The sequence below is a fragment of the Streptomyces sp. NPDC058371 genome (assembly GCF_042723265.1).
Taxonomy (GTDB): Bacteria; Actinomycetota; Actinomycetes; order Streptomycetales; family Streptomycetaceae; genus Streptomyces.
The window spans coordinates 79999-105392 of the sequence record NZ_JBHXJC010000006.1 but is presented as its reverse complement, the minus strand read 5'-3'; the positions used below and the strand labels follow the sequence as shown (position 1 = coordinate 105392).

At 71.3% G+C, this 25394-nt stretch carries 21 protein-coding genes and 1 pseudogene; 17 read left to right on the top strand and 5 right to left on the bottom strand.

The annotated features are described in order from the left end of the window. Nucleotides 1–3: 3 nt before the first annotated feature. From ACFWM2_RS20085 to ACFWM2_RS20065, 5 genes are all read left to right on the top strand, one after another. Nucleotides 4–2019 carry an ArnT family glycosyltransferase gene (locus tag ACFWM2_RS20085; RefSeq protein ID WP_383281352.1) on the top strand — a complete coding sequence of 672 codons (2016 nt, stop codon included), beginning with the start codon at nt 4–6 and terminating at the stop codon, nt 2017–2019. A gap of 343 nt (nt 2020–2362) precedes the next feature. Further along, nucleotides 2363–2743: a sortase-dependent protein gene (locus tag ACFWM2_RS20080; protein WP_383281349.1), complete on the top strand. Its 381-nt coding sequence runs from the start codon at nt 2363–2365 to the stop codon at nt 2741–2743. Next, the gene (locus ACFWM2_RS20075) at nt 2740–3351 is read left to right on the top strand and encodes a class F sortase (protein ID WP_383281346.1); all 612 of its coding nucleotides are present in this window, start codon (nt 2740–2742) and stop codon (nt 3349–3351) included. Before ACFWM2_RS20080 ends, ACFWM2_RS20075 begins: the two co-directional genes overlap by 4 nt. A gap of 177 nt (nt 3352–3528) precedes the next feature. Continuing rightward, entirely contained in the window at nt 3529–4020 is a 492-nt protein-coding gene (locus ACFWM2_RS20070) for an RNA polymerase sigma factor (RefSeq protein WP_383281344.1), read from the top strand. After that, on the top strand, nt 4004–4495 hold the full coding sequence (locus ACFWM2_RS20065) for a hypothetical protein (RefSeq protein WP_383281341.1): 492 nt from the start codon (nt 4004–4006) through the stop codon (nt 4493–4495). Before ACFWM2_RS20070 ends, ACFWM2_RS20065 begins: the two co-directional genes overlap by 17 nt. A gap of 159 nt (nt 4496–4654) precedes the next feature. Here the strand turns inward: ACFWM2_RS20065 and ACFWM2_RS20060 are convergent, their stop codons facing one another. Together ACFWM2_RS20060 and ACFWM2_RS20055 are read right to left on the bottom strand one after the other, a co-directional pair. Next, complete coding sequence (locus tag ACFWM2_RS20060) at nt 4655–5338, bottom strand: glycerophosphodiester phosphodiesterase (RefSeq protein WP_383281338.1); 684 nt, start codon at nt 5336–5338, stop codon at nt 4655–4657. Between the two features lie 52 nt (nt 5339–5390). After that, a pseudogene (locus ACFWM2_RS20055) lies at nt 5391–6492 on the bottom strand (adenosine deaminase). Nucleotides 6493–6588: 96 nt separating this feature from the next. Here ACFWM2_RS20055 and ACFWM2_RS20050 point away from each other — a divergent pair. Together ACFWM2_RS20050 and ACFWM2_RS20045 are read left to right on the top strand one after the other, a co-directional pair. Then, nucleotides 6589–7311 carry a DUF4190 domain-containing protein gene (locus tag ACFWM2_RS20050; protein ID WP_383281335.1) on the top strand — a complete coding sequence of 241 codons (723 nt, stop codon included), beginning with the start codon at nt 6589–6591 and terminating at the stop codon, nt 7309–7311. 114 nt (nt 7312–7425) lie between these two features. Then, nucleotides 7426–7878, top strand: coding sequence for a DUF4190 domain-containing protein (locus ACFWM2_RS20045; protein ID WP_383281333.1), 453 nt, complete (start codon nt 7426–7428; stop codon nt 7876–7878). Nucleotides 7879–7919: 41 nt separating this feature from the next. On the opposite strand, the gene ACFWM2_RS20040 is transcribed toward ACFWM2_RS20045, so the two are convergent. Next, nucleotides 7920–8477: an NADAR family protein gene (locus tag ACFWM2_RS20040; RefSeq protein WP_383281330.1), complete on the bottom strand. Its 558-nt coding sequence runs from the start codon at nt 8475–8477 to the stop codon at nt 7920–7922. Nucleotides 8478–8684: 207 nt separating this feature from the next. On the opposite strand from ACFWM2_RS20040, the gene ACFWM2_RS20035 reads away from it, so the two are divergent. The 8 genes from ACFWM2_RS20035 to ACFWM2_RS20000 all read left to right on the top strand — a co-directional run bounded on the left by ACFWM2_RS20035 (nt 8685) and on the right by ACFWM2_RS20000 (nt 18429). Further along, a complete protein-coding gene (locus ACFWM2_RS20035; RefSeq protein ID WP_383281327.1) occupies nt 8685–10208 on the top strand; it encodes a gamma-aminobutyraldehyde dehydrogenase in 1524 nt (507 codons plus the stop codon). A gap of 76 nt (nt 10209–10284) precedes the next feature. After that, nucleotides 10285–11532 carry a spermidine/putrescine ABC transporter substrate-binding protein gene (locus ACFWM2_RS20030; RefSeq protein ID WP_383281324.1) on the top strand — a complete coding sequence of 416 codons (1248 nt, stop codon included), beginning with the start codon at nt 10285–10287 and terminating at the stop codon, nt 11530–11532. A 5-nt stretch (nt 11533–11537) separates the two neighbouring features. Next, complete coding sequence (locus ACFWM2_RS20025; protein WP_383281988.1) at nt 11538–12689, top strand: ABC transporter ATP-binding protein; 1152 nt, start codon at nt 11538–11540, stop codon at nt 12687–12689. After that, on the top strand, nt 12689–13612 hold the full coding sequence (locus tag ACFWM2_RS20020) for an ABC transporter permease (protein WP_383281321.1): 924 nt from the start codon (nt 12689–12691) through the stop codon (nt 13610–13612). Before ACFWM2_RS20025 ends, ACFWM2_RS20020 begins: the two co-directional genes overlap by 1 nt. Then, the gene (locus ACFWM2_RS20015) at nt 13613–14413 is read left to right on the top strand and encodes an ABC transporter permease (protein ID WP_383281318.1); all 801 of its coding nucleotides are present in this window, start codon (nt 13613–13615) and stop codon (nt 14411–14413) included. Nucleotides 14414–14442: 29 nt separating this feature from the next. Beyond that, nucleotides 14443–15861, top strand: a complete 1419-nt coding sequence (locus tag ACFWM2_RS20010; RefSeq protein WP_383281315.1) for an NAD(P)/FAD-dependent oxidoreductase — start codon at nt 14443–14445, stop codon at nt 15859–15861. 182 nt (nt 15862–16043) lie between these two features. Continuing rightward, nucleotides 16044–16496, top strand: coding sequence for a hypothetical protein (locus tag ACFWM2_RS20005; RefSeq protein ID WP_383281312.1), 453 nt, complete (start codon nt 16044–16046; stop codon nt 16494–16496). Between the two features lie 166 nt (nt 16497–16662). After that, on the top strand, nt 16663–18429 hold the full coding sequence (locus ACFWM2_RS20000; protein WP_383281309.1) for a chitinase: 1767 nt from the start codon (nt 16663–16665) through the stop codon (nt 18427–18429). Here ACFWM2_RS20000 and ACFWM2_RS19995 read toward each other — a convergent pair. Next, entirely contained in the window at nt 18368–19192 is an 825-nt protein-coding gene (locus ACFWM2_RS19995) for a phosphatase PAP2 family protein (RefSeq protein WP_383281306.1), read from the bottom strand. The genes ACFWM2_RS20000 and ACFWM2_RS19995 overlap by 62 nt on opposite strands. Before the next feature lie 200 nt (nt 19193–19392). Continuing rightward, on the bottom strand, nt 19393–20727 hold the full coding sequence (gabT, locus tag ACFWM2_RS19990; RefSeq protein WP_383281303.1) for a 4-aminobutyrate--2-oxoglutarate transaminase: 1335 nt from the start codon (nt 20725–20727) through the stop codon (nt 19393–19395). A 316-nt stretch (nt 20728–21043) separates the two neighbouring features. Here gabT and ACFWM2_RS19985 point away from each other — a divergent pair, with 316 nt between their 5' ends. Together ACFWM2_RS19985 and ACFWM2_RS19980 are read left to right on the top strand one after the other, a co-directional pair. Then, nucleotides 21044–23188: an ATP-binding protein gene (locus tag ACFWM2_RS19985; protein ID WP_383281300.1), complete on the top strand. Its 2145-nt coding sequence runs from the start codon at nt 21044–21046 to the stop codon at nt 23186–23188. A gap of 156 nt (nt 23189–23344) precedes the next feature. Beyond that, nucleotides 23345–25033 (top strand): PucR family transcriptional regulator, encoded by a 1689-nt coding sequence (locus ACFWM2_RS19980; protein WP_383281297.1) that lies wholly within the window; start codon nt 23345–23347, stop codon nt 25031–25033. The last annotated feature ends 361 nt before the right edge of the window (nt 25034–25394 follow it).

The window sequence follows — 25394 nt, the reverse complement described above, 5'->3', positions numbered from 1 at the left end:
CACATGACCACGCTCAACCCCTCTGTCATGGAGGGACCGGTGCCCCCTCGGACGGCTGGGGCCGTCGGCCGCGCGGCCAGTCCGCCATGGGAACGGCCCGCCTTCTGGGCGCTGTTGCTCATCGCGGCGGTGGCCTTCTTCTGGAACCTGGGCGCGTCGGGCTTCGGGAACGAGTTCTATGCGGCGGCCACGCAGGCGGGCGGCGAAAGCTGGAAGGCCGCCTTCTTCGGGGCATCGGACGCGGGGAACTCCATCACCGTGGACAAGCCACCGGTCGCCCTGTGGCCCATGGACGTCTCCGTGCGCCTCTTCGGACTCGGGTCCTGGCAGATCCTCGCCCCCGAGGCGCTGATGGGCGTCGCCGCCGTCGCCGTGCTGTACGCGGCCGTACGGCGACTGTACGGACCGGCCGCCGGGCTGCTGGCCGGCGGGCTGCTGGCCCTGACTCCGGTCGCGGCGCTGATGTTCCGCTTCAACAATCCCGACGCGCTGCTGACCCTGCTCACGGTGTGCGCGCTGTACTGCTTCCAGCGCGCTCTCGAAGGGCCCCGGGCGGTCCGCTGGATGGTGCTCACCGGGGTCTGCTTCGGTCTCGGCTTCCTGGTCAAGACCCTGCAGGCGTGGCTGATCCTGCCGGCTCTGACCCTGGTCTACCTGGTCTGCGCGGCACTGCCGCTGACCAGGCGGATCGGCCATGTCCTGCTGGCCGGAACCGCGATCGTGGTCAGCAGCGGGTGGTGGGTGGCCATCGTCGAACTGTGGCCCGCCGACTCCCGCCCCTACGTGGGCGGGTCCACCAACAACAGCTTCCTCGACCTGACCCTCGGCTACAACGGACTGGGACGCCTCACCGGCGAGGACAAAGGCGGCTTCGGCGGCGGCGGTTCCTCCTCGGGCAGCGTGCCCGGCGTGGGCGGCGCGGGAGGCGGCGGCCATGGCGGCGAGGCCACCGGCATCACCCGCCTGTTCGACAGCGCGCTGGGCGGTCAGATCTCCTGGCTGCTGCCCGCCGCACTGATCCTGCTGGTCGCCGCGCTGGTCGTCACCCGCAGGGCCGCCAGAACCGACCTGCATCGGGCGGGTTTTCTGGCCTGGGGCGGCGCCTTGGTCTGCACCGCGGTGACCTTCAGTTTCATGTCCGGGATCTTCCACGAGTACTACACCATCGCGCTGGCTCCCTACATCGCCGCGCTGGTCGCCATGGGCACGGTCCACCTCCGGCGGCTGGGCGGGACCGTCGCCACCGCGGTCCTGGCGGCGACGGTCGCCGCGACGGCGGTGTGGGCCTTCGTTCTGCTCGGACGCGCGGAGGGCTGGACCTCCCAACTGCGCTGGCCGGTGCTCGTCGCGGGGGTGCTGGCCGCACTCGGGATGGTGCTCGCGCGCCTTCTGCCGCGGCGGTTGGCTCTCGGGGCGACAGGCCTCGCGCTGGCAGCCGTACTCACCGGACCCGCCTCCTACACATGGGCCACGGTCACCACGGCACACACCGGGCAGACCCCGCTCGCCGGCCCCGCCTCGGGCACCCAGGACCACGGCGGCCCCGCCGCGGGAGGTGCAACCCGGCAGGGCGGGGCCGGTGCCGCGGCCGCTCCCTCCGGACAGAACGCCCAGTCCGGCGCGGCGAAGGGCGGCGGCAGCAGCAGGCTGGGAGGCATCGACGCGGTCACGCCTCAACTGCGCGCCACACTGGTCAAGGACGCCCAGGCCTACACCTGGGTGGCCGCGACCGTCGCCTCGGACAACCAGACCTGGCTGCAACTCGCCGTCGGTGAGCCGGTGATGCCGATCGGCGGCTTCAGCGGCGGAGACCCGGCGCCGACCCTCGCCCAGTTCAAGCAGTACGTCGCCGACGGGAAGATTCACTACTTCGTCGTCCAGGGCGGCGAAGAGGATGGCCTCGGCCGCAGCGGCACCGACAGCACCGGATCGCAGATCTCCTCCTGGGTGACGAAGAGCTTCACCTCGCGGACCGTGGGCTCGACGGTGTTGTACGACCTCACCGGTCCCGCGAGCTGATTTCCTCTCATCCGCCGGACCGCAGCCTCACGTTGCTCGCCGTGCGCGTGCGGGCAACGTGAGGTACTCCGTTCTGTCATCGTCCGACGCGGGCGCGGTGGTGGGCCGGCGCCGGCCGACGCGGTGATGCTCCCGTACCGGCGGGCGTGGTGCCGCGCGACCGGCCTGTGCGGGGGTGGCCGGCCCGTGTACGGATGGCCGGCCCGGGCGCGGGTGGCCGGGGCTTTCGAGGACTTTGCCGTCCCTTTACAACCTGTGCTGCCGCTGTCTCGTCTCTCCGCTCGATCCGTACCCGGGCCCGCCGTGTTCACCGGGCGGCCCGGCCGACGAAAGAGAGCGATTGATGCGCCGAACTGTCCTCAGCGTCATGGCACTTGCCTGCACCGCCGTACTGGCGGGCACGGTGCCCGCCTTCGCCGACGGGGCGAGCGCGAGCCCTTCGAGCCGACCGACCGCAACCGCCGCCCCGGCCCCGGCCCAGAGCGCCCCGACGCGCGCTCCCTCGGCCACCGCCGCTCCGGCGTCGAGCGCCGAGCCGACCCGGGCGCCGGCACCGAGCCAGGTCCCCGTCGTACCGAAGGGAGCGCCCGACACCGGTGCGGCGCCGGCGTCGGCGCAGTCCGGAGTCGGGGGCGGGGCGATCGGCGGGGGAGCGGCCGCGGTAGTGGCCGCCGGCGGCGCGGCGGTCTTCGTCGTACGGCGCCGGCGGGCGACCGGGGCGTGACCCCGCTCTCCAGGCGCGCGTTCGCCACCGCGGCCATGGCCTCGCTGCTCGTGAGCTGCGGCGGCCCCGGTTCCGGCCAGGACACGGCCGCACGTCCGCCGAGCACACCGCCGCCCGCGCGTCCTCCGGCGAACGCGGCGCATGCCCTCGGGCGTTCGGTCCCGGTCCGGCTGCGGATCCCGGCGATCGGGGTGGACACCCCGGTCATGCAGCTGGGGCTGGCCGCGGACGGCACCGTGGAGGTGCCGCCGGTCACGGCGCACGACCGGGCCGGCTGGTACCGGCACTCGCCGACGCCGGGTCAGACCGGCCCGTCGGTGATCCTCGCCCATGTCACGGTCGGTGCCTATGGGGACGGCGTCTTCCGTCACCTCGGGCAGTTGCGCCGGAACGACCGGATCATGGCGCGCCTGGAGAACGGCACGACGGCGGAGTTCGCCGTGACCGCCGTACGGACCGTCCCCAAGGCGGAGTTCCCCGCGGACGCGGTCTACGGCGACGTCAACCGTCCGGAGCTGCGGCTCATCACCTGCGGCGGCCCCCGGACCGGTGACGGCTATCTCGACAACGTGATCGTCTTCGCCTCACTGATCCCCGCGAAGCCCTGACCGGACCTGACCGGACCTGACCGGACCTGGCCCGACCTCGCCCGACCCGACCCGCACACCCCGTCCCGTCCCGTTCCCCGGGATCCTGGACCGCCGGAACGTACGCCGGCGGTCCGGGCTCTTCCCTCAGGAGGACAGCACGAGGACGGCACGAGCACACCACGACCATGGAGAGCGTTGAAACGGTCCCGCGAGACGGCAGCGTCCGAGCTGTTCGCCGCCCTCTACCCGCGACTCGCCGGCTGGTGCCGCCGGCTGGTCGACGACGACGAGACGGCTCACGAGATCGCCTCGGAGGCGTTCACCCGGCTGTGGGCGCGCTGGACATCCGTGGCCGAACCCCGGGGATTCCTCTACGTGACCGCGGCCAACCTCGTCCGGGACCACTGGCGCAAGCTCGAACGCGAGCGCAGAGCCGTCCGCCGGGCCACCACGGAAGAAGCCGTCCGTCCGCCGACCGAACAGGCCGATCCGTCCGTACGCCTGCTCGTGCAGTCGCTGCCGGAACGACTGCGCGTCCCGATCCTGCTGCACTATTACGCCGACATGCCGATCCGGGAGGTGTCCGTGCTGACCGGGCGCAAGGAAGGAACGATCAAGGCCGACCTCCACGCGGCCCGCGAACTGCTCCGCGCCCACCTGAGGAGAAGTCTTGATCACACAGTCTGACGACGGTCCGGACTTCGACCCCGACGACCCGCTCGCCATCATCCTGCGGCCCTCCTCCGACCGACTCGGCCCGCCGCCGGGCCAGTACGAAGCCGTCCGCCGCGGCGCGGCCCGCCGCCGGCTGCTCCGCGCCGCGGCCGGGGTGGGTCTGTCGTGCGCCGTCGCGGTCGTCGTCGCGCTGCCGTTCCGCCTGGCGGCGTCCCAGGAACCCGCGTCCCCGGCGGTCCCCCTCGCCCCGCCACCCGCGACCGGTCCGGCCACCGCGCCCACCCCCTCGGCGTCGCCCACGCCCGTCGGCCCCCACCCCACCGAGCGCCCCCGGGCCACCGCCGCACCCACGCGGACCAGCCCGGCGGGTCCGTCCCGCGCGGCCGTCCCCACCCAGGCGCCGTCGCCCGAACGTTCCCAGCCACCCACCGCGCAGTCCGCCGAGCCCTCGACGGCCCGGAACAGCACGGACGGCACCCGCCCGTAGTCGGGCCCCCACAGCCGCACGCACGTGCCAGGCTGCATCCGAACACAGAACACAGAACACAGAACACCGAACACCGAGCCCGCCGAGGGCAGTTGGCGCCAGGATCGGGGGAACGTCAGCGGGTCCGCTCGGCCGGCTGCCAGTCCGCCCTGAACCTGCCTACACCTTGCGCAGGGCGCAGAGCGTGTCGATGCGGTTCGTGGTGATGGAGTCGACGCCCGCGTCGAGCAGTCGGCGCATGGAGCGACGGGTGTCGGGGGTCCAGACCGACAGCAGGTAGCCGTTGCGGTGGACCCGGGCGACGAGGTCGCGGTCGACCAGCCCGAAGCGGTAGTTGAGCCAGCGCGGGCGCACCGCGTCGAGCAGGGCGGGCCGTGGCGGAGCCAGCGAGGTCCAGGTCAGCGCGATCTCCGCGGCCGGGTCGGCCGCCCGCACCGCGAGCATGGTCGAGGCGCCCGCGCAGTAGTACACGCGCTCCTCCGCCCCGCACTCGCGGATGACGCCGACGATCCGGCGTACGGCCCGCTCGTCGTTCCCGCCGGGCAGGTCGATCATGAGCCGGCCCTCCCCGGCGACGGTCAGCGCGTCCGCGAGCGTGGGCACCCCGCCGGCCGTGAGCCCGCGCACCTCGTCGGAGGAGAGCGAGACCAGCGGCCGGTCCTGTTCCCACAGCCGCTTCAGTGTCCGGTCGTGCAGCAGCACGGGAACGCCGTCCCGGGTCAGCCGTACATCGACCTCGACCGCGTCCGCGCCCTGGTGGAGCGCGGAACGCAGCGAGTCGATCGTGTTCTCGCGGACGCGGTAGGGGTCGCCGCGATGGGCCACGGCAGTCACGGTGCGCATGCGCCCATTGTGAACGTTCGGCGCCGCCGGGTGGCCCGCCGGGGTGCGCGCGTCAGGGCGCAAGCCAGGCCGCGGTGTACGTGTCGATCTCCTCGGCGAGCCGCACCTTGCCGGGTCCGTCGAGGAAGGACGCCTCCACGGCGTTCTTCGCGAGCGCGGCGAGACCCCGCTCGTCGAGTCCGAGGAGCCGGGCGGCCACCGCGTACTCGTTGTTGAGGTCGGTGCCGAACATCGGGGGGTCGTCGGAGTTGATGGTGACGAGCACGCCCGCGGCCACCATGTCCTTGATCGGGTGCTCGTCGAGCGTGCGGACCGCACGGGTGGCGATGTTCGAGGTCGGGCAGACCTCCAGGGCGATGCGCTGCTCGGCGAGATGCGCGAGCAGCTTGGGGTCCCGCGCGGAACTGGTGCCGTGCCCGATGCGCTCGGCCCGCAGATCGTTCAGTGCGTCCCAGACCGTCTCCGGGCCCGTCGTCTCACCGGCGTGCGGCACGGACCGCAGCCCGGCGGCGATCGCCCGGTCGAAGTAGGGCTTGAACTGCGGCCTCGGTACGCCGATTTCGGGTCCGCCGAGCCCGAAGGAGACAAGCCCCTCGGGGCGCAACCGGTCGTCGGTGGCGAGCCGTGTGGTCTCCTCGGCGGCCTCCAGACCGGCCTCGCCGGGGATGTCGAAGCACCAGCGCAGTACGACCCCGAGCTCGGCCTCGGCCGCCTTGCGGGCGTCCTCGATGGCCTCCATGAAGGCGAGCTCGTCGATGCCGCGGCGGGTGGAGGAGAAGGGCGTGAGGGTCAGCTCGGCGTACCGGACCTGCTGCCGGGCCATGTCCCGGGCGACCTCGTACGTCAGCAGCCGGACGTCCTCCGGGGTGCGGATGAGGTCGACGACGGACAGATACACGTCGATGAAATGGGCGAAGTCCGTGAAGGTGAAGTAGTCGACCAGGGCCTCGGGGTCGGTCGGCACCTTGGAGTCGGGGTGGCGGGCGGCCAGGGTGGAGACGATCCGCGGGGAGGCGGAGCCGACGTGGTGCACGTGCAGTTCGGCCTTGGGCAGGCCGGCGATGAAGGCGTGCGGATCGCGGGCGTCGAGATGATCGGTCAAGGGTTCCTCCCCGGGAACGGCGCCCCGGACCGTGGTCGGGGACGCGGGCGATCGGCTGATCGGTGACTCAGGGATCATCGTAGGCGGGCAGCGCGACGGCCGGAGAAGGGCCGTAGCATGACGGATCGATGGAGCAAGGGGGCTGGACGTGACGGACGAAGCACGCCCGGGAGGCGACAGCGGGGGCAACGAGGACCCGTGGGCCGCGCCGGAGGACAAGGTGTCGTTCACCAAGCCTTCGGGCGCCGCATCGCCGGAGCGGGAGCGGCCCTCGCCGTTCCACGACCAGGCGACGATGGCCGGCGGATTCGCGGCACCCGGGTCCGGCCCGGCCGACAGCGGCCCGGCGGGTCCGGCCGGCTTCGGCCCGGCGCAGGCCGGTCCGGGCTCCGTGCCGCCACCGCCCTTCGCGCCCCCGGACTCGGCGAGCTCGGGCTACGGCGCACCGGGCGCATCCGGCGGATACGGCTATCCCGGCGGCCCGGGCGAGTATCCCGGCTACCCGGGCTACGGCTGGCCGGGCATGCCGATGCCCCGGCAGAACGGTCTCGGCGTCGCCGCCATGGTCCTGGGCATTCTCTCCGTCTGCCTCTTCTGCCTGTACGGCGTGGTCTCCGTGGTGCTCGGCATCCTCGCCGTCGTCTTCGGGGTCAAGGGACGCAAGCGGGCCGAGCGGGGCGAGGCCGACAACCACGGGCAGGCGCAGGCCGGCTTCGTGCTGGGCATCATCGGGATCGTGCTGGGCGTCGCCGTGATCGTCCTGATCGCCATCGGCATCACCGCCGCGTTCAACGACGACGGTTCGTACTCCGACGACCCCTTTGTCGGGAATGCTCTCGGTGCGTCGGCGCCCCTGGTGGTCCGCGGCTGACTCCGCCGCCCGCCCTGCTCCATGCCGGTTCCGTAACCGACCCGGTCAACGGCCCATCCGGTGGTGACCAGGGCCATTACGATGCCTTGACTGTCAACGAGGGGAGAGTTGCTCATGTCCGACTCCAATGCCGGGCCTGGCGGGTTCGGGCCGCCGTCCCAGCCACCGCAGCCGCCGCAGCAGCCCGGGTACGGGTATCCGCAGTCCGGTCCGGGTTACGGCTATCCGCAGTCCGGTCCGTCCTACCCGGCCACGCCTCCGGGGGCGTACCCGCAGGCCGCCGGCTATGGCATGCCTGTGCAGCCCAGCAACGGCATGGGAACCACCGGACTGGTGCTCGGCATCATCGGCGTGGTCTGCAGCCTGACCTTCGTCCTCTGGATCCTCGGGGTCATCCTCGGGATTCTCGGGATCATCTTCGGCGCGATCGGCCGGGGCAAGGCGAACCGGGGCGAGGCCACGAACAAGGGTGCGGCGACCGCCGGGCTCGTGTGCGGGATCATCGCCACCGTGCTGCTGCCGCTGCTGGGTGTGCTGCTCTTCGCGAGTGTGATGGGCGCGAGCTGAGGACTTGAGGGGGCGCCTGCCATGCGGCGGCGCCCCCTGCGTCACCCCGCCCGCAGCCTCTCCCGCGCCTCCATCAGCGCGAAGCCCAGCAGATTCGGCCCGCGCCAGCGCGCGGGATCCGCCGCCCGCTCGTCGTCCGCGGCCAGGCCGATGCCCCAGACGCGGTCCAGGGGGCTCGCCTCGACCAGCACCCTCTCGCCGGTGCCCAGCAGGAACTCCCGCAGATCCGCGTGCGCCGCGAACTTGTGGACGCTGCCGTCGACCACGATCCCGAAGCGCTCCCGCTCCCACGCGGCGTCGTCGAAGCCGCGCACCAGCCGCCCCGCCTTCTTCGCGAGCGCCGGGCTGGTCGCCTCCAGGGCGAGCCGCTCCGCCTTCTCGTCACCGAAGAGCCTGGCCTTGGCCGCCATCATCCAGTGCTCCGCCGTCGCGTAAGTGACGCCGTCGACCTCGAACGGTGACGGCCACCACTGGCTGAGACAGCTCGCGCTCACCTGCCCGTCGGCCCGCGGCCGATGCCCCCAGAAGTGCAGATACTTGATGCGGGCCCCCGAGCGGGTCTCCCCGATCAGGGCTTCCCGTGAATTGATCTTCCCCATGCACGCGAGTCTGGCAGGCACCACTGACACAGCGTCCTCCCTTTTCCAGGTCGACTCGACACCTGGTCGACAGATTCCGTCGCGTAACCAAAAGGCAACAACGGAATCACTTGTTGGAGTCACCTTGCTCTGTCAGGATCGGCACTCAAATCGAGCTGGAGCTACGCCGACCCCCGTGGGACGGGGAGGGCGGCGGAGGAGAGCTACATGCACAATCCGGGCCATCGCTTCCAGGCGCAGGACCGCTTCGCGGACGGCGCGCAGTACATCGCAGGCCGGCTGACCAAGGGCACCTCCGGCCGCACCTTCACGGTCGTCGACCCCGCCACCGGCGAAGAGGTCTACACGTACGAACTGGCGAGCACCGTGGATGTGGACGCGGCCGTCGCCGCCGCCCGCGAGGCGTTCCCGGGCTGGTCGGGCGCCACCCCGGGTGAGCGCTCCGACGCACTGCACCGCTTCGCCGGCGTGCTGGCCGAGCGGGCCGAGGAGTTCGCCCGTGCCGAGTCCCTGCAGTGCGGCAAGCCGCTGAAGCTGACGCGGGAGTTCGACGTCCCGGGCACCATCGACAACACCTCCTTCTTCGCGGGCGCCGCCCGGCATCTGCAGGGCCAGTCCGCGGGCGAGTACTCCGGCGACCACACCTCGTACGTACGGCGCGAGCCCATCGGTGTCGTCGGCTCCATCGCGCCCTGGAACTACCCCCTCCAGATGGCCGCCTGGAAGGTCCTCCCGGCGATCGCGGCGGGCAACACGATCGTGCTCAAGCCTGCCGAGCTCACCCCGCTGACCTCGCTCCTCTTCGCGGAGGCCGCCACCGAGGCGGGGATCCCGGACGGTGTCATCAACATCATCACGGGCGCGGGCAAGGATGCCGGTGAGCATCTGGTCGGCCACCCCGACGTCGCGATGACCTCCTTCACCGGGTCCACCGCGGTCGGCCGGCGGGTCGCCGAGATCGCCACCTCGACCGTCAAGCGGCTCCATCTGGAGCTGGGCGGCAAGGCGCCCTTCCTGGTCTTCGACGACGCCGACCTCGAAGCCGCCGTGCACGGCGCGGTCGCCGGCTCACTGATCAACACCGGGCAGGACTGCACGGCCGCCACGCGCGCGTACGTCCAAAGGCCCCTCTACGACGAGTTCGTCGCGCGGACCGCCGAGCTCATGGCGAGCGTCCGGCTCGGCGACCCCTTCGCGCCGGACACCGACCTCGGTCCGCTGATCTCGCACGCCCAGCGCGACCGGGTCGCCGGATTCGTCGACCGGGCCCGCGGCTACGCGCGCGTGGTCACCGGCGGGGAGATCCCGCAGGAACTCAAGGACGGCGCGTACTACCGCCCCACCCTCGTCGCCGACGCCGCCCAGGACAGCGAGATCGTGCAGTCCGAGATCTTCGGTCCGGTCCTGGTCGTGCTGCCCTTCGACAGCGACGACGAGGGCATCCGGCTGGCCAACGACACGCCGTACGGGCTCGCCGCCTCCGCCTGGAGCCGTGACGTCTACCGTGCCCACCGCGCGACCCGGGAGATCAAGGCCGGCTGCGTGTGGGTCAACGACCACATTCCGATCATCAGCGAGATGCCGCACGGCGGCTACAAGGCCTCCGGTTTCGGCAAGGACATGTCCTCCTACTCGTTCGAGGAGTACACCCAGATCAAGCACGTCATGTTCGACAACACCGCAGTCGCCAGGAAGGACTGGCACCGGACGATCTTCGGGGACCGGCCGTAGTCGGGCGACCGACCACCGCCGAGTGGCAGACAAGGCCGCGACCACGGCCGCGACACTCCGGAAAGGCACCACGAGCATGGAGCAGTACGAGCCCGACCGCCTCTCCCCGGCCCAGGTGGCCGCCATGCGGCGCAGCCTCAGGAACGGCAGGGCCTCTCTCAGCCGCCGTTCGCTGCTGCGTGCCTCCGCGGGCGGTGCGCTCACCGTCGGCGGACTCGGCGCGCTGAGCGCCTGCGGGATTCCCGCGGCCGGCAAGACCCAGGGCGGCGTCTCCGCCGAGGACCACTCGGCCACGGAGAAGACGATCAGCTTCTCCAACTGGACCGAGTACATGGACGTCGACAAGAGCGAGAAGCACCACCCCACGCTCGACGCGTTCACCAAACGCACCGGCATCCAGGTCAAGTACACCGAGGACATCAACGACAACAACGAGTTCTTCGGCAAGATCAAGCCGCAGCTCGCCGCGGGCCAGGCCACCGGCCGCGACATCGTCGTCCTGACCGACTGGCTGGCGGGCCGGCTGATCCGCCTGGGCTGGGTCCAGAAACTGGACCCGGCCAACCTGCCGCACGCGTACGCCAACCTCTCGGACCAGTTCCGCAGCCCCGACTGGGACCCGGGCCGCGCCTACTCGTACCCGTGGCAGGGCATCTCGACCGTCATCGCGTACAACAAGAAGGCGCTCGACGGCGTCGAGGTGAAGTCGATCTCCGACCTGCTCGACAACCCCAAGCTCAAGGGACGCGTCGGCTTCCTCTCGGAGATGCGCGACAGCATCGGCATGACGCTGCTGGACATGGGCAAGGACCCGGCGAAGTTCACCAACGACGACTTCGACGCGGTGATCGCCCGCCTCCAGAAGGCCGTCGACAAGGGCCAGATCCGCCGCTTCACGGGCAACGACTACACGGCCGACCTCACCAAGGGCGATCTCGCGGCATGTGTCGCCTGGGCCGGCGACGTGGTCCAGCTCAAGGCGGACAGCCCGGACCTCGACTTCATCATCCCGGACAGCGGCTACATCACGTCGACCGACAACATGCTGATCCCCAACAAGGCGCGCCACAAGACGAACGCCGAGCGGCTCATGGACTACTACTACGAGCCCGAGCCGGCCGCCGAACTCGCCGCCTACATCAACTACGTCTGTCCGGTCGACGGAGTGAAGCCCTATCTCGCGAAGATCGACAAGGACGCGGCGGACAACCCGCTGATCATTCCCGACCAGTCCATGGCCGCCAAGTCTCACTCCTTCCGCTTGCTCAGCAGCAAGGAAGAGACGGCCTACGAAGAGAAGTTCGCGAAGCTCACAGGGGCGTGACGATGATGACGACAGACAACAGCGGCGACGTCCGCCTCTCCGGGATCAGCAAGACGTACGGCTCCTTCACCGCCGTACACCCCCTCGACCTGACCGTCCCCCAGGGCTCGTTCTTCGCGCTCCTCGGGGCGTCGGGCTGCGGCAAGACCACCACCCTGCGGATGATCGCCGGCCTGGAGGAGCCCTCCTCGGGCACCGTGGCGCTCGGCGAGCAGGACGTGACGAACCTGCCGCCCTACAAGCGGCCGGTGAACACCGTCTTCCAGTCCTACGCGCTCTTCCCGCACCTCGACATCTTCGAGAACGTCGCCTTCGGCCTGCGCCGGCGCGGCATCAAGTCGGTGAAGAAGCAGGTCGGGGACATGCTCGACCTGGTGCAGCTCGGTGAGCAGGCCCGCAAGAAGCCGCACCAGCTCTCCGGCGGCCAGCAGCAGCGCGTCGCCGTGGCCCGCGCGCTGATCAACACCCCCAAGGTGCTGCTCCTCGACGAGCCCCTCGGCGCCCTCGACCTCAAGCTGCGCCGCCAGATGCAGCTTGAGCTCAAGCGGATCCAGACCGAGGTCGGCATCACGTTCGTCCATGTCACGCACGACCAGGAGGAGGCCATGACCATGGCCGACACGGTCGCCGTGATGAACGCGGGCCGCGTCGAACAACTCGGTTCGCCCGCCGACCTCTACGAGAACCCGAACACCACCTTCGTCGCCAACTTCCTCGGCACCTCCAACCTCATCGAGGCCGAGGTCGACTCCCGCAGCGGCGACGAGATCATCCTCAGGGCCGGCGGCGGCAAGCTGAACCTCTCCGCGGCGCGATGTTCGGCGCCCACCACGACCGGCGGCAAGGTCCTGGTCGGTGTGCGCCCCGAGAAGATCTCGCTCACGCATGCCGACGACGCGGGCGAGATCCCGGCCGGCCGCAACCGGATCACCGGCAAGATCGCCGACTCCAGCTTCATCGGGGTCTCCACCCAGTACGTCATCGACAGCGCGGTCTGCCCAGAGTTCGAGGTGTACGCCCAGAACATCGACCGCGACTCCCGGCTCACGCCCGGCGCCGACGTCGTCCTGCACTGGAACCCGGCGCACACGTTCGGTCTGGACGCGGCCCAGGACATCGACGCCGGAGCCGCGACGGTGGACGAGGAGGCCTCCTGATGGCCACCCTCACCCAGGCACCGCCGCTCGCGCCGGTGCCCGCGGAGAAGCCGCCCCGCAAACGCGGCCGGCTCACCCCGTACTGGCTGCTGCTGCCGGGCATCCTCTGGCTGGTCGTCTTCTTCGCGCTGCCGATGGTCTACCAGGCCTCCACGTCCGTGCAGACGGGCTCCCTGGAGGACGGCTACAAGGTCACCTGGCACTTCGCGACCTACTGGAACGCGCTGACCGACTACTGGCCGCAGTTCCTGCGCTCGGTCCTGTACGCGGGCTCCGCGACGGTCCTGTGCCTGGTGCTCGGCTACCCGCTGGCCTATCTGATCGCGTTCCGCGCGGGCCGCTGGCGCAATGTCGTGCTGATCCTGGTCATCGCTCCGTTCTTCACCAGCTTCCTGATCCGTACGCTCGCCTGGAAGACGATCCTCGCGGACGGCGGCCCGGTCGTCGGCACCCTCAACTCGCTGCACCTCCTGGACGTCACCAGCTGGCTCGGCATGACCTCCGGCGACCGGGTGCTCGCGACACCGCTCGCGGTGGTCTGCGGACTCACGTACAACTTCCTGCCGTTCATGATCCTGCCGCTCTACACCTCGCTGGAGCGCATCGACGGGCGGTTGCACGAGGCGGCCGGCGACCTGTACGCCAAGCCGTTCACCACCTTCCGCAGGGTGACGTTCCCGCTCTCGATGCCGGGTGTCGTCTCCGGGACGCTGCTGACCTTCATCCCGGCCAGCGGTGACTACGTGAACGCCGATCTCCTCGGCTCCACGGACACCCGGATGGTCGGCAACGTCATCCAGACCCAGTTCCTGCGGATCCTCGACTATCCGACGGCCGCGGCCCTTTCGTTCATTCTGATGGCGGCGATCCTCATCATGGTCACGCTCTACATTCGCAAGTCCGGGACGGAGGATCTGGTTTAAATGGCCTTCGTACGCTGGTTCAAGCGTCATCTCGTCGTCATCGGGGGACTGCTGACCCTCGGATATCTGCTGCTGCCGAACGTCGTCGTCACGGTGTTCTCCTTCAACAAACCGAAGGGCCGTTTCAATTACGAGTGGCAGAACTTCTCCCTGGATGCGTGGCGCGATCCGTGCGGCGTCGCCGACATGTGCGGCTCGCTCTCGCTCAGCCTCCAGATCGCGGTCTGGGCGACCATCGGAGCCACGGTTCTCGGCACCATGATCGCCTTCGCGCTGGTCCGCTACCGCTTCCGGGCCCGCGGCGCCGTGAACTCGCTGATCTTCCTACCGATGGCGATGCCCGAGGTCGTGATGGCCGCCTCGCTGCTGACGCTCTTCCTCAACATGGGCGCCCAGCTGGGCTTCTGGACGATCCTGATCGCCCACATCATGTTCTGCCTCAGCTTTGTCGTCACCGCCGTCAAGGCGCGCGTGATGTCGATGGACCCGCGCCTCGAGCAGGCCGCGCAGGACCTCTACGCCGGTCCCGTGCAGACCTTCGTCCGGGTCACCCTGCCGATCGCGGCCCCCGGCATCGCGGCGGGCGCGCTGCTCGCCTTCGCGCTCTCCTTCGACGATTTCATCATCACCAATTTCAACGCGGGCTCGACCGTCACCTTCCCCATGTTCGTCTGGGGATCGGCACAGCGCGGAACACCCGTTCAGATCAATGTCATCGGTACGGCCATGTTCATCGTCGCCGTACTGTTCGTTCTGGCGGGAATGGTCATCGGAAACCGCCGCAACCGCCAAAAGGCATAACAGCACAGCACGTGTAGGGAGTTGAAATCATGGCCCCAGGCGCCATGACCCGTTGGACCAAGTCACTCTCCGACGCCCAGCCCGTCTCCTTCTGGCTGGACGACCCCGGCAAGCCCCGCCCCGAGCCCGCGCTCACCGGCGCCGAGACCTGCGACCTGCTCGTCGTCGGCGGCGGCTACAGCGGACTGTGGACCGCGCTCCTCGCCAAGGAGCGCGACCCGCAGCGCGAGGTGGTCCTGGTCGAAGGCCATGAGGTGGGCTGGGCCGCCTCCGGCCGCAACGGCGGCTTCTGCGCCGCGTCCCTGACCCACGGCCTGGCCAACGGCCTCACCCGCTGGCCGGACGAGATCAGGAAGCTGGAGGAGCTGGGCGCCCGCAACCTCGACGCGATCGAGGCGGCCGTCGCCCGCTACTCCCTGGACTGCGAATTCGAGCGCACCGGCGAGATCGACATCGCCACCGAGCCGTACCAGGCGGCCGAACTGCGGGAGTGGTACGAGGAGTTGGGGCGCGTGGGCCTCGCCGACGGCACCGAGTTCCTGGACACCGACGCCGTACGGGAACAGGTCGACTCACCGACCTTCCTGGCCGGCCTGTACGACCGCGGCGGCGTCGCCATGCTCCACCCCGCCAAGCTCGCCTGGGGCCTGAAGCGGGCCTGCCGGGAACTCGGCGTGCGCGTGTACGAGCACACCCCCGCGCTCGCCCTGAAGCCGGACGGCGCGGGCATGGCCGTACGCACCCCCTACGGTTCGGTCCGCGCCCGCCGGGTCGCCCTCGGCACCAACATCTTCCCGAACCTCGTCAAGCGCGTGCGGTCGTACACCGTCCCGGTCTACGACTACGCGCTGATGACCGAGCCGCTGACCGCCGACCAGCTGGCGTCCATCGGCTGGAAGAACCGCCAGGGCCTCGGGGACTCGGCGAACCAGTTCCACTACTTCCGGCTGTCCGCCGACAACCGGATCCTGTGGGGCGGTTACGACGCGATCTACCCGTACGGCGGCCGGCTGCGCGCCGAGTACGACCACCGCCCGGAGACGTACGCCAAGCTTGCCGGGCACTTCTTCACCTGCTTCCCGCAGCTCGAAGGGGTCCGCTTCAGCCACGCCTGGGGCGGCGCGATCGACACCTGCTCGCGCTTCTCGGCCTTCTTCGGCACGGCGCACCAGGGCCGGGTGGCGTACGCGGCGGGCTACACCGGGCTCGGCGTGGGCGCGACCCGGTTCGGCGCGGACGTGATGCTCGACCTGCTCGCGGGCGAGCGCACCGAACGCACCGAGCTGGAGATGGTCCGCAGGAAACCGCTGCCGTTCCCGCCCGAACCCTTCGCCTGGACGGGCATCGCGCTCACCAAGTGGTCGCTGGCCAGGGCGGATGCGCGCGGCGGCCGGCGCAACCTCTGGCTGAAGACGATGGACAGGCTGGGGCTCGGCTTCGACAGCTGACTCCCGGGTCCTCGGCCCTGCGGGGCGCGCGGAAGCGTTCGTGATCAAGCAGCGCACGCCCGCTCGATCACTGTGATCCGGTTCACTACCAACTGGTAGCCGGAACCCGCGTAATGCCGGGCCCCGACCTCCCTCTCCCCTGTGACGCGACCAGCGTCGACACGAGAGAGGGAGGTTCCGTCATGACAGGGGCCAAGACGGCGGTCGAGTGGCTCGCATCCGTAGCTCCGGATCCCGAGGCCTGCCGCTGGGAATGGGAGCGCAACCCGCTGGGGGTCGCGCTGCTGCCGGCCGGCAAGGCCTGGGACGTCCTCATCCTGCCGGGCGAGCTCGGCTATCCCACGCTCGACGTGCTGACCCGGGTGATCGACCATCCGGGCCCGGTCCTCGTCGACTTCGGTGACGCCCGGATGGGCTTCTTCGTGCCCGCGGGCACGGCGGCCCGGTGGCTCGGCACGGGGGTGCGCACAGCGGGCCGCGGCACGTGGATCGTGGTGCCGTACCCGGGCCGGTCGACCGGCGGCGTCCGCTGGCTGGTTCCGCCGGACGGCTCCGGCACGCTCACCGACCCGGCGCTGCTGGAACTGGCCATGCACGAGGCGGCGGCGGGGCTGGCCGGGGATGAGAACCGGTAGCCGGGCCGGGGGCCGCCCCCGGTAGCCGTCAGAGGTCTTGACAACAGAATTGGTCTGGACCACATTGGGCGCGCTCGACCCTCCAATTCCCCCATTCGCGGAGGCAGTTGTGGATCGCACCGGACGCAACAGACCATTCGTACGTTGTCGTCGCAGACTTCTCGCCGTGTGCACGGCCACCGTCCTGGCCGTACCCGGCGTCACCGCGCTCTCGTCGGCCGCCCGTGCGGCCGACGCGGACCTGACCCGCAACGGCGGGTTCGAATCGGGCCTGGACGGCTGGACGTGTTCGGCGGGCAGTACGGTCAACTCGCCCGTGCGGACGGGAAGTTCGGCACTCAAGGCGACTCCGGCCGGCAGCGACTACGCGCAGTGCGCGCAGACGGTGACCGTCAGACCCGACGCGCAGTACACCCTCGCCGGTTACGTCCGCGGCAGCTACGTCTACCTCGGCGCGACCGGCACCGGCACCACCGACGTCTCCAGCTGGACGCAGTCCGCGCCCGACTGGCAGCGGCTCGCCACCACCTTCCGCACCGGCCCGTCCACCACCAAGGTCACGATCTACACGCACGGCTGGTACGGCACCGGCGCGTACTACGCCGACGACGTCTCCCTCGTCGGCCCCGGCGTCGACGCGGGCCAGCCACCGGCCGTCCCGACGGGCCTCAGGACCGGCACGGTGACCTCCACGAGCGTCGCCCTGTCCTGGTCCGCGGTGACCGGCGCCACCGGATACGCCGTCTACCGCGACGGAGTGAAGGTCCAGACGGCCACCGGCACCTCGGCCGCCGTCAGCGGGCTCACCCCCTCCACGGCGTACTCCTTCCAGGTCGCGGCGGTGAACGACGCCGGTGAGTCCGCGAAGTCGGCGACCGTGACCGCGACCACCCCCGCCGGGTCGGGCGGTTCGACCGACCTCCCCGCCCACGCCCTCGTCGGCTACCTCCACGCCAGTTTCGCCAACGGAGCCGGCTACACCCGCCTGGCCGACGTACCCGACAGCTGGGACGTCATCGACCTCGCTTTCGGCGAACCGACCTCCACCACCTCCGGCGACATCCGCTTCACCCGCTGCCCGGTCACCGAGTGCCCGACGGTCGAGAGCGAGGCCGACTTCAAGGCGGCCGTCAAGGCCAAGCAGGCGGCCGGCAAGAAGGTCCTGATATCCATCGGCGGCCAGAACGGCCAGGTGCAGCTGACCACCACGGCCGCCCGCGACACCTTCGTCTCCTCGGTCTCGAAGATCATCGACACCTACGGTCTGGACGGCCTGGACATCGACTTCGAGGGCCACTCGCTCTCGCTGGACGCGAGCGACACCAACTTCAAGAGCCCGACCACACCGGTGGTCGTCAACCTCATCTCCGCGCTGAAGACCCTGAAGGCCAAGTACGGCGCGAAGTTCGTCCTGTCGATGGCCCCCGAGACCTTCTTCGTCCAGCTCGGCTACCAGTACTACGGCACGGGCAAGTGGGGCGGGCAGGACCCGCGCGCGGGCGCCTACCTCCCGGTCATATACGCCCTGCGCGACGACCTGACCCTGCTGCACGTCCAGGACTACAACTCCGGCTCGATCATGGGCCTCGACAACCAGTACCACTCCATGGGCGGCGCCGACTTCCACATCGCCATGACCGACATGCTGCTGACGGGCTTCCCGGTCGCCGGCGACGCCAACAACGTCTTCCCGCCGCTGCGCCCCGACCAGATCGCCATCGGCATGCCGGCGTCGACGAACGCGGGCAACGGCTACGTGGCGCCGTCCGAGGTGAACAAGGCCCTGGACTGTCTGACGAAGAAGACCAACTGCGGCTCGTACGCCACCCACGGCACCTGGCCCGCCCTGCGCGGCCTGATGACCTGGTCGGTCAACTGGGACCGGTACGGGAGCTGGGAGTTCCAGAAGAACTTCGACGGCTACTTCGGCTGAGGAACAGCGCGAGCCCCGACAGCAGCACCGCGCACAGACACCAGCTCGCCACCACGTCCAGCGGCCAGTGGAAGCCCCGGCGCACCAGGCCGTAGGCGACCGCGAGGTTGAGGGCGAGGCAGACGGCGAGCAGCGTGCGGCGGGCGGTGGTGGTGCGCAGCCAGGGGAGGAGCAGCAGGGTCGCGGCGCCGTAGGCGATGGCGGCCGTCGCGGTGTGACCCGAGGGATAGAAGCCCGTGCCCGGGCCCATGACCGGTGGGCCCGGCCGGGCGATCAGCTCTTTCAGGGGGACGATCACGGCCGGTACGACGGCCATCAGCACGGCGGCCGCGGCGGGCGCCGACCACCAGCGCGGCACCCCGGCGGCACGGGCCCGCCCGGCCACGTACAGGAGGGCGAGCGCGAGGACGGGTACGGCGACCGTGATGTTGCCGAGGTCGGCGAGCAGCTCATGGAACGGGTTCGGCCGGACCACGGCGTCGCTGAGGCGTTCGTCCGCGCGGGCGAGGGGGCCGTGGGCCGCGACCTGCCAGGTGATCAGCGCGAAGAGAAGGGCCGGAAGGCCGAGGAGGAAGGTCGGCCGCCCCGGAACAGGGGGGGTGGTTCCGGGGCGGCCGTCCGGATCGGTGTGCCGCGCGCCCCGGGGGGTTTGGGGCGAGCGGCCATCCGATCGGTGAGGAGATCCAGAGCTGGAAGCTCCGGTTGTGTGCGCGAGGGCACGACCAGGGTGAAGCTGGGGAGGCCCCGACCCTGTGTCGCCCACAGTCCCCTGTGGGCGGGGTGTTTCTCTCATCTGGTTAGAACCTACGACAGGGGATGCGACTCCGACAGACGGAATCGCGTCCTGTCATCCACCTCGCACACGTTCTTCACACGCTCTGACCGTCCCCGCCCCGGCCCGCCCGCGAAACGGAATGCAGGGCGACGACCAGCCCGGATGCCCGGGCCGGGACGTGCGGGACCTCAGATACGGGCGAAGGCCTGCTCGATGATGTCGAGGCCCTCGTTCAGGAGGTCCTCGCCGATGACCAGCGGGGGCAGGAACCGGAGGACGTTGCCGTAGGTGCCACAGGTCAGGACCAGCAGGCCCTCCTGGTGGCACGCCTTGGCGAGCGCACCGGCCGCCTCCGCGTTCGGCTCCTTGGTGTCGCGGTCCTTGACGAGCTCGATCGCGATCATCGCGCCGCGGCCGCGGACATCGCCGATGATGTCGAACTTCTCGGCCATGGCGCCCAGCCGGGCCTTCATGACGGCCTCGATGTTCTTCGCCTTGGCGTTGAGGTCGAGCTCCTTCATGGTCTCGATCGCGCCGAGCGCGCCCGCGCAGGCCACCGGGTTGCCGCCGTAGGTGCCACCCAGGCCGCCCGCGTGCGCGGCGTCCATGATCTCGGCGCGGCCGGTCACGGCGGCGAGCGGCAGACCGCCCGCGATGCCCTTGGCGGTCGTGATCAGGTCCGGGACGATGCCCTCGTCCTCGCAGGCGAACCACTGGCCGGTGCGGCAGAAGCCGGACTGGATCTCGTCCGCGACGAAGACGATGCCGTTGTCCTGGGCGAACTTGCTGATGGCCGGAAGGAAGCCCTTCGCGGGCTCGATGAAGCCGCCCTCGCCGAGCAGCGGCTCGATGATGATCGCGGCGACGTTGTCGGCGCCGATCTGCTTGTTGATCATGTCGATGGCCTGCGCGGACGCCTCGGCCCCTGCGTTCTCCGGGCCGGTCAGCCAGCGGTAGCCGTACGCCACCGGCACCCGGTAGACCTCGGGCGCGAACGGGCCGAAGCCGTTCTTGTACGGCATGTTCTTCGAGGTCAGCGCCATCGTGAGGTTCGTACGGCCGTGGTAGCCGTGGTCGAAGACGACGACGGCCTGGCGCTTGGTGTGCGCACGGGCGATCTTGACCGCGTTCTCGACGGCCTCGGCGCCCGAGTTGAACAGGGCCGACTTCTTCGCGTGGTCACCCGGCGTGAGCTCGGCCAGCGCCTCGGCGACGGCGACGTAGCCCTCGTACGGCGTGACCATGAAACAGGTGTGGGTGAAGTCCTGGAGCTGGGCGCTCGCCCGGCGTACGACGGCCTCGGCGGACGCGCCGACCGACGTCACGGCGATACCGGAGCCGAAGTCGATCAGGCGGTTGCCGTCGACGTCCTCGATGATCCCGCCGCCGGCGCGCGTGGTGAAGACCGGCAGCACGGAGCCCACACCGGCCGCGACCACGGCGGTACGGCGGGCCTGCAGCTCCTGCGACTTCGGGCCGGGGATGGCGGTGACGACGCGGCGCTCCTGCGGAAGTGCGCTCATGAGGGGCTCCCTGAGATCTTACGAACCCGGCTGAGCCGGCGACCGGGCTGTTCCGGTGGACCGGGCCGGTCCGGGCGGGGTGTTTTTCGGACGCTTGCCTTCTTTCTTCGCAGGCTAGGGCCGGGGACGGGGGGTGGGCATGCTCCATGTGGGAGTTGTCGGGGGATCCGCTTGTCCGCCGTGGACATAGAGCCGAGGCGCCCGGCCGGATCCAGGTCCGCACAGGTCCGGCCGCGTAAACGGTGAACTCCCCCGGGCAGGGCACTAGATTGACCCGCGTACGAGGCACGGATCGGCTGGTCAGGGGGCAAGGGCGATGGACAGCGACGGCACGCAGGACGCACGGGGCACACATGCGAATCCTGTGCCGCGTCCGGCGGGGCCGCCCGAGGTGCCCGCGACACCGCCCAGGCCGGCCCGGGCGCCGGGCATGCCCCCGCTGCCGGACGGGTCCGCGTTCCTGACCTGGGTACGGACTCCGCGGCCGGACGCGGCGCCGGGCGTGTGGCGGTTCGGGCACCGGCCCCGGCCCGAGGAGGAACCGGAGCAGATTCCGGGGCGGCAGCTGCTGAGCGGTGCCGTGATCGCGTTCCTGGTGGGGTGGCTCATCTGGTCGCTGCTGTGGAACGGATATCTGGGCGGCTGGTGGGTGCTGCCGCTGGAGCTGTTCACCCCCGACTCCTGGCGGCACAGCGGCGACCGGGTCGGGAACGCGTTCCTCTGGTACGGCTACTACACGCTGATCGCCCTCGTCATCATGATCGGGGTCGGGCGACTCGGCCGATGGGGTGAGGTGTGGCGGCGGTACGGACCGCCTGCCTGGCTGCGCGCCGCACCCGTGGCCGAACGGCCGCCGGCGCCCGAAGAGGACCCCGCCCAGTGGAACCACCTCCGCGCCGCCGGGGCCTCCGACGCCGCCGACCGGCTCGCCGCCGAGGCCCGCGCCGGGCTGATGCGCGACGTCGACCACGCCCGGATCGCCCGCGCCTGGCAGAGCGTACGCAGCGGACGGCACAGCCTCGCCACCTTCAACGGCACCGTGCTCGAGGAGGGTGCCGCCGCCTGTCTGCACCCGTCGGGCGACCGCGATCTGCCCGGCCGGCTCGCCCGGCACGACCTGGTGACCGGGCAGGTGCGGCTCGGCACGACCGCCGACGACCCCCGGAACCCGTACGCCTACCGCGGTACCGGCCTCGCCCTCGGCCCCGACCTCCTCGGCACCTCGCTGCTCGCCGTCGGGCCCCCCGGTTCCGGCAAGACCGGCGGGATCGTCCGGCCGCTCGCCGAGTCGCTGTGCCTGCACGCGCTCGCCGGCCGGGCGGCCGTCGTCGTGGTGGGAGCCGCCGGAGCCGGGCTCGGCCCCACCGAGGCCTACGACGTCGTCGTGCGGATCGGGAACCCCGACTCCGTGTACGACCTCGATCTGTACGGCGGCACCACCGACCCCGACGAAGCGGCGGCCGTACTCGCCGAGGCGCTCGTCGGGGATCTCGCCGATCCGCACCCCAGCGGCGACAGCCGGCGGTCCACCACGGTGCTGGCCCAGCTGCTCGGGCCGTACCGCGCCGTCCACGGCCGCTTCCCCTCCGTACCGGAACTGCGCCAGCTCCTCGACGGCTCGCCCGGACCGCTCGCCGCCCTGCGCAAGGGGCTCGAGGACGCCGGGCAGGCCTCGCTGCTGCGGGAACTCGACGCGCGGGAGCGGCAGTTGGGGCACCCCGGGGATGTCGGCAGTGTCCTCGCCGACCGGGTCGCGTTGCTCGACCGGCCCGCCTTCGCCGGCTTCTTCGACACGTCCGGGCAGTCGCGGCCCTTCTCGCTGCGCGCCCTCGACCACCCGGTGCGGGTCCGCATCGACCTGCCCCAGCGGGGGCACGCCGACGCCTCGCGGATCCTCGCGCGGCTCGTGCTCGCACAGTTCACGGCCAGCGTCGCCGTCCGCGAGGACCGGTCCCTGTTCGCCTGCCTGGTGCTCGACGACGCGACCGGTGTCATCACCCCGGAAGCCGTCCGGGGCATTCAGCGGCTGCGCTCCGGCAACGCGGGCGCCGTGCTGACCCTGCGCACGCTCGACGACGTACCCCGGCCGCTGCGCAGCCCGCTGCTCGGCGCCATCGGCTGCCGGATGGCGCTGTCCGGGCTCACCCCCTGGGACGGACAGGACTTCGCCGAGGTCTGGGGCAAGGAGTGGATCGAGGCGCGGGACGTCACCGACCGGCAGATCATCGCGGAGACCCCGGCCGGGAAGGCCGTGCACATGCTGCGGCGGGTGATCACCGGGCACGCGCCGACCGCCCGGGCCGTCACCGTGCGGCAGGTCGAGCGGGAGCGGTGGTCGGCGTCCGAGCTGGCGCACGGGGTGCCGCCGGGGCACGCGGTGCTGTCACTCACGAGTGTGAAGGGCGAGCACGCGCCGCCCCTGCTGGTGGATCTGCGGGCGCAGTCCTCCGACGGGAGCTGACGGGAGCTGACGGGATCCTGGGGTCGGGGCGTCTGGAGTTACCGTCACCGGGTGACCGTACGGTGAGGCAGAATCGACATAGGTCGTTCATACGTGGCGGCCAAAAGATCACACTGCCCGTGACCGTCGAAGATCCCGTGAAGACCTGAAGGTCCCATGCCCCCCACGCTCGCCTCGCTCGTCCACCACTCCGCGCTGAAACTGACCGTGCGGGCGGGCGAGGATCGCCTGGACGTACCCGTCCGCTGGGCGCATGTCAGCGAGCTCGCCGACCCCGTGCCCTACATGGAGGGCGGGGAGCTGCTGCTGATCACCGCGCTCAAGCTGGACGCGGACGATCCCGAGGTCATGCGGCGGTACGTGAAGCGGCTGGCCGGCGCCGGGGTCGTGGGACTCGGCTTCGCTGTCGGGGTCAACTACGACGAGATCCCGAAGGCACTCGTCGAAGCCGCGGAGAAGGAGGGGCTGCCGCTCCTCGAAGTGCCCCGGCGCACACCGTTTCTCGCCATCAGCAAGGCCGTCTCCGCCGCGATCGCCGCCGATCAGTACCGTGCCGTGACCGCGGGGTTCGCCGCCCAGCGCGAGCTGACCAAGCAGGCGCTGAGCGGCGGTCCCGAAGGCGTGCTCGCCGCGCTCGCCGGGCAGGTCGACGGGTGGGCGGCGCTGTACGACGCGTCCGGCGCCGTCGTGGCCACCGCACCCGAGTGGGCCGGGCGCAGGGCCGCGCGCATCACCGCCGACGTCGAACGGCTGCGGGAGCGGCCCGCGCCCGCGAGCTCCGTCGTCGGCGGCCCCGGCGGGGAGGACCGGATCGAGCTGCACTCGCTCGGCACCGGGCGCCGGCCGCGCGCCGCGCTCGCCGTCGGGACCGCCGCCGCCCTCGGCACCGCCGAACGGTACGCCGTGCACTCCGCGATCGCCCTGCTGACGCTCACCACCGAACGGTCGCGGTCCCTGTACGCCGCCGAGCAGCGGATCGGCGAGGCCGTGCTGCGCATGCTCCTCGCCGGCGAGTCCGACCATGCGCGCGCCGTCGCCGGGGGCCTGTACGGCGAGCTGCTCGACGCGCCCTTCCGGCTGATCCTGGCGGAGTCCGCGTCCGCGTCTGCCGGCCGTGCCCATGCCGACGGGTATCCGCGGGCGGCGGGCGTTGGCGCCGGCGCCTCTGCCGGTTCCGGTGGTTCCGGCGGCTCGGGCGCGGTGTCCGACCCGCGCGGCGATTCCCTCGGGGGGCTCGCCGAGGTCGTCGAGTCCGCCGCCGCGCGCTCCGGTGAGTCCGTGCTCGTCGTGCCCGACGGCGAACGGCTCGTGGTGCTCGCCGTCGACGGGGGTGCGGCCGTCTCCGCCTGCCAGGAGCACGCGGCGGCCCTGGAGGCGGCCCGGGCCGCGGTCCGGGAGCAGCCTGCCGGCGAGGAGGGCGAGCTCGTCGTCGGGCTCTCGGCGCCTGCCGGGCCGATCGCCGCGGGTGCCGCGTACAAGCAGGCCGAGCAGGCGCTGTCGGTGGCCCGGCGGCGGGATCGCGCGCTCGTCGAGCACGAGGATCTGGCGGCCGGGTCCGTGCTGCCGTTGCTCGCGGACGACGCGGTGCGGGCCTTTGCGGACGGCTTGCTGCGGGCGCTGTACGAGCACGACGCGACCGGGCGCGGTGACCTGGTCGCCTCGCTGCGGGCCTGGTTGTCGCGGCACGGGCAGTGGGACGCGGCCGCCGCGGACCTCGGGGTCCACCGGCACACGCTGCGCTACCGGATGCGGCGCGTGGAGGAGATCCTGGGCCGCTCCCTCGACGATCCGGACGTCCGCATGGAGCTGTGGCTGGCCCTGAAGGCTTCGGCCGCGGGGGAGTAGGGCTTGGCGGTGGCCGCCTTGTGTGGGCCGGTTCGTCGCCCGGCGGTGGGTGGTTCGCCTTGTGCCGGCGGTGGGTGGTTCGCCGTCCGGTGGTGGGTGGGTCGGGTCCGTGCCGGTACATCCGCCCGTCGCCCTACCGGCTGTGCTGTCTTCTGGGGGCGCTCGGTTGCCTGTCCTGACGCATGGCGACGGGCATTTGATGTACCGGCACGGCCCCTTGCGTGCTTCGGCGACTGCGGGTGCGTGGGGGTTGCGGGCCCTTGGCAGCCCGCCGTCGCCGTCTTGCGCTGCGGGCACCCCCGCGGCGCCGGGCTCGCCGACGCAGCCCTGCGCCGGCAACCACGCCGGGTGCCGATGCACG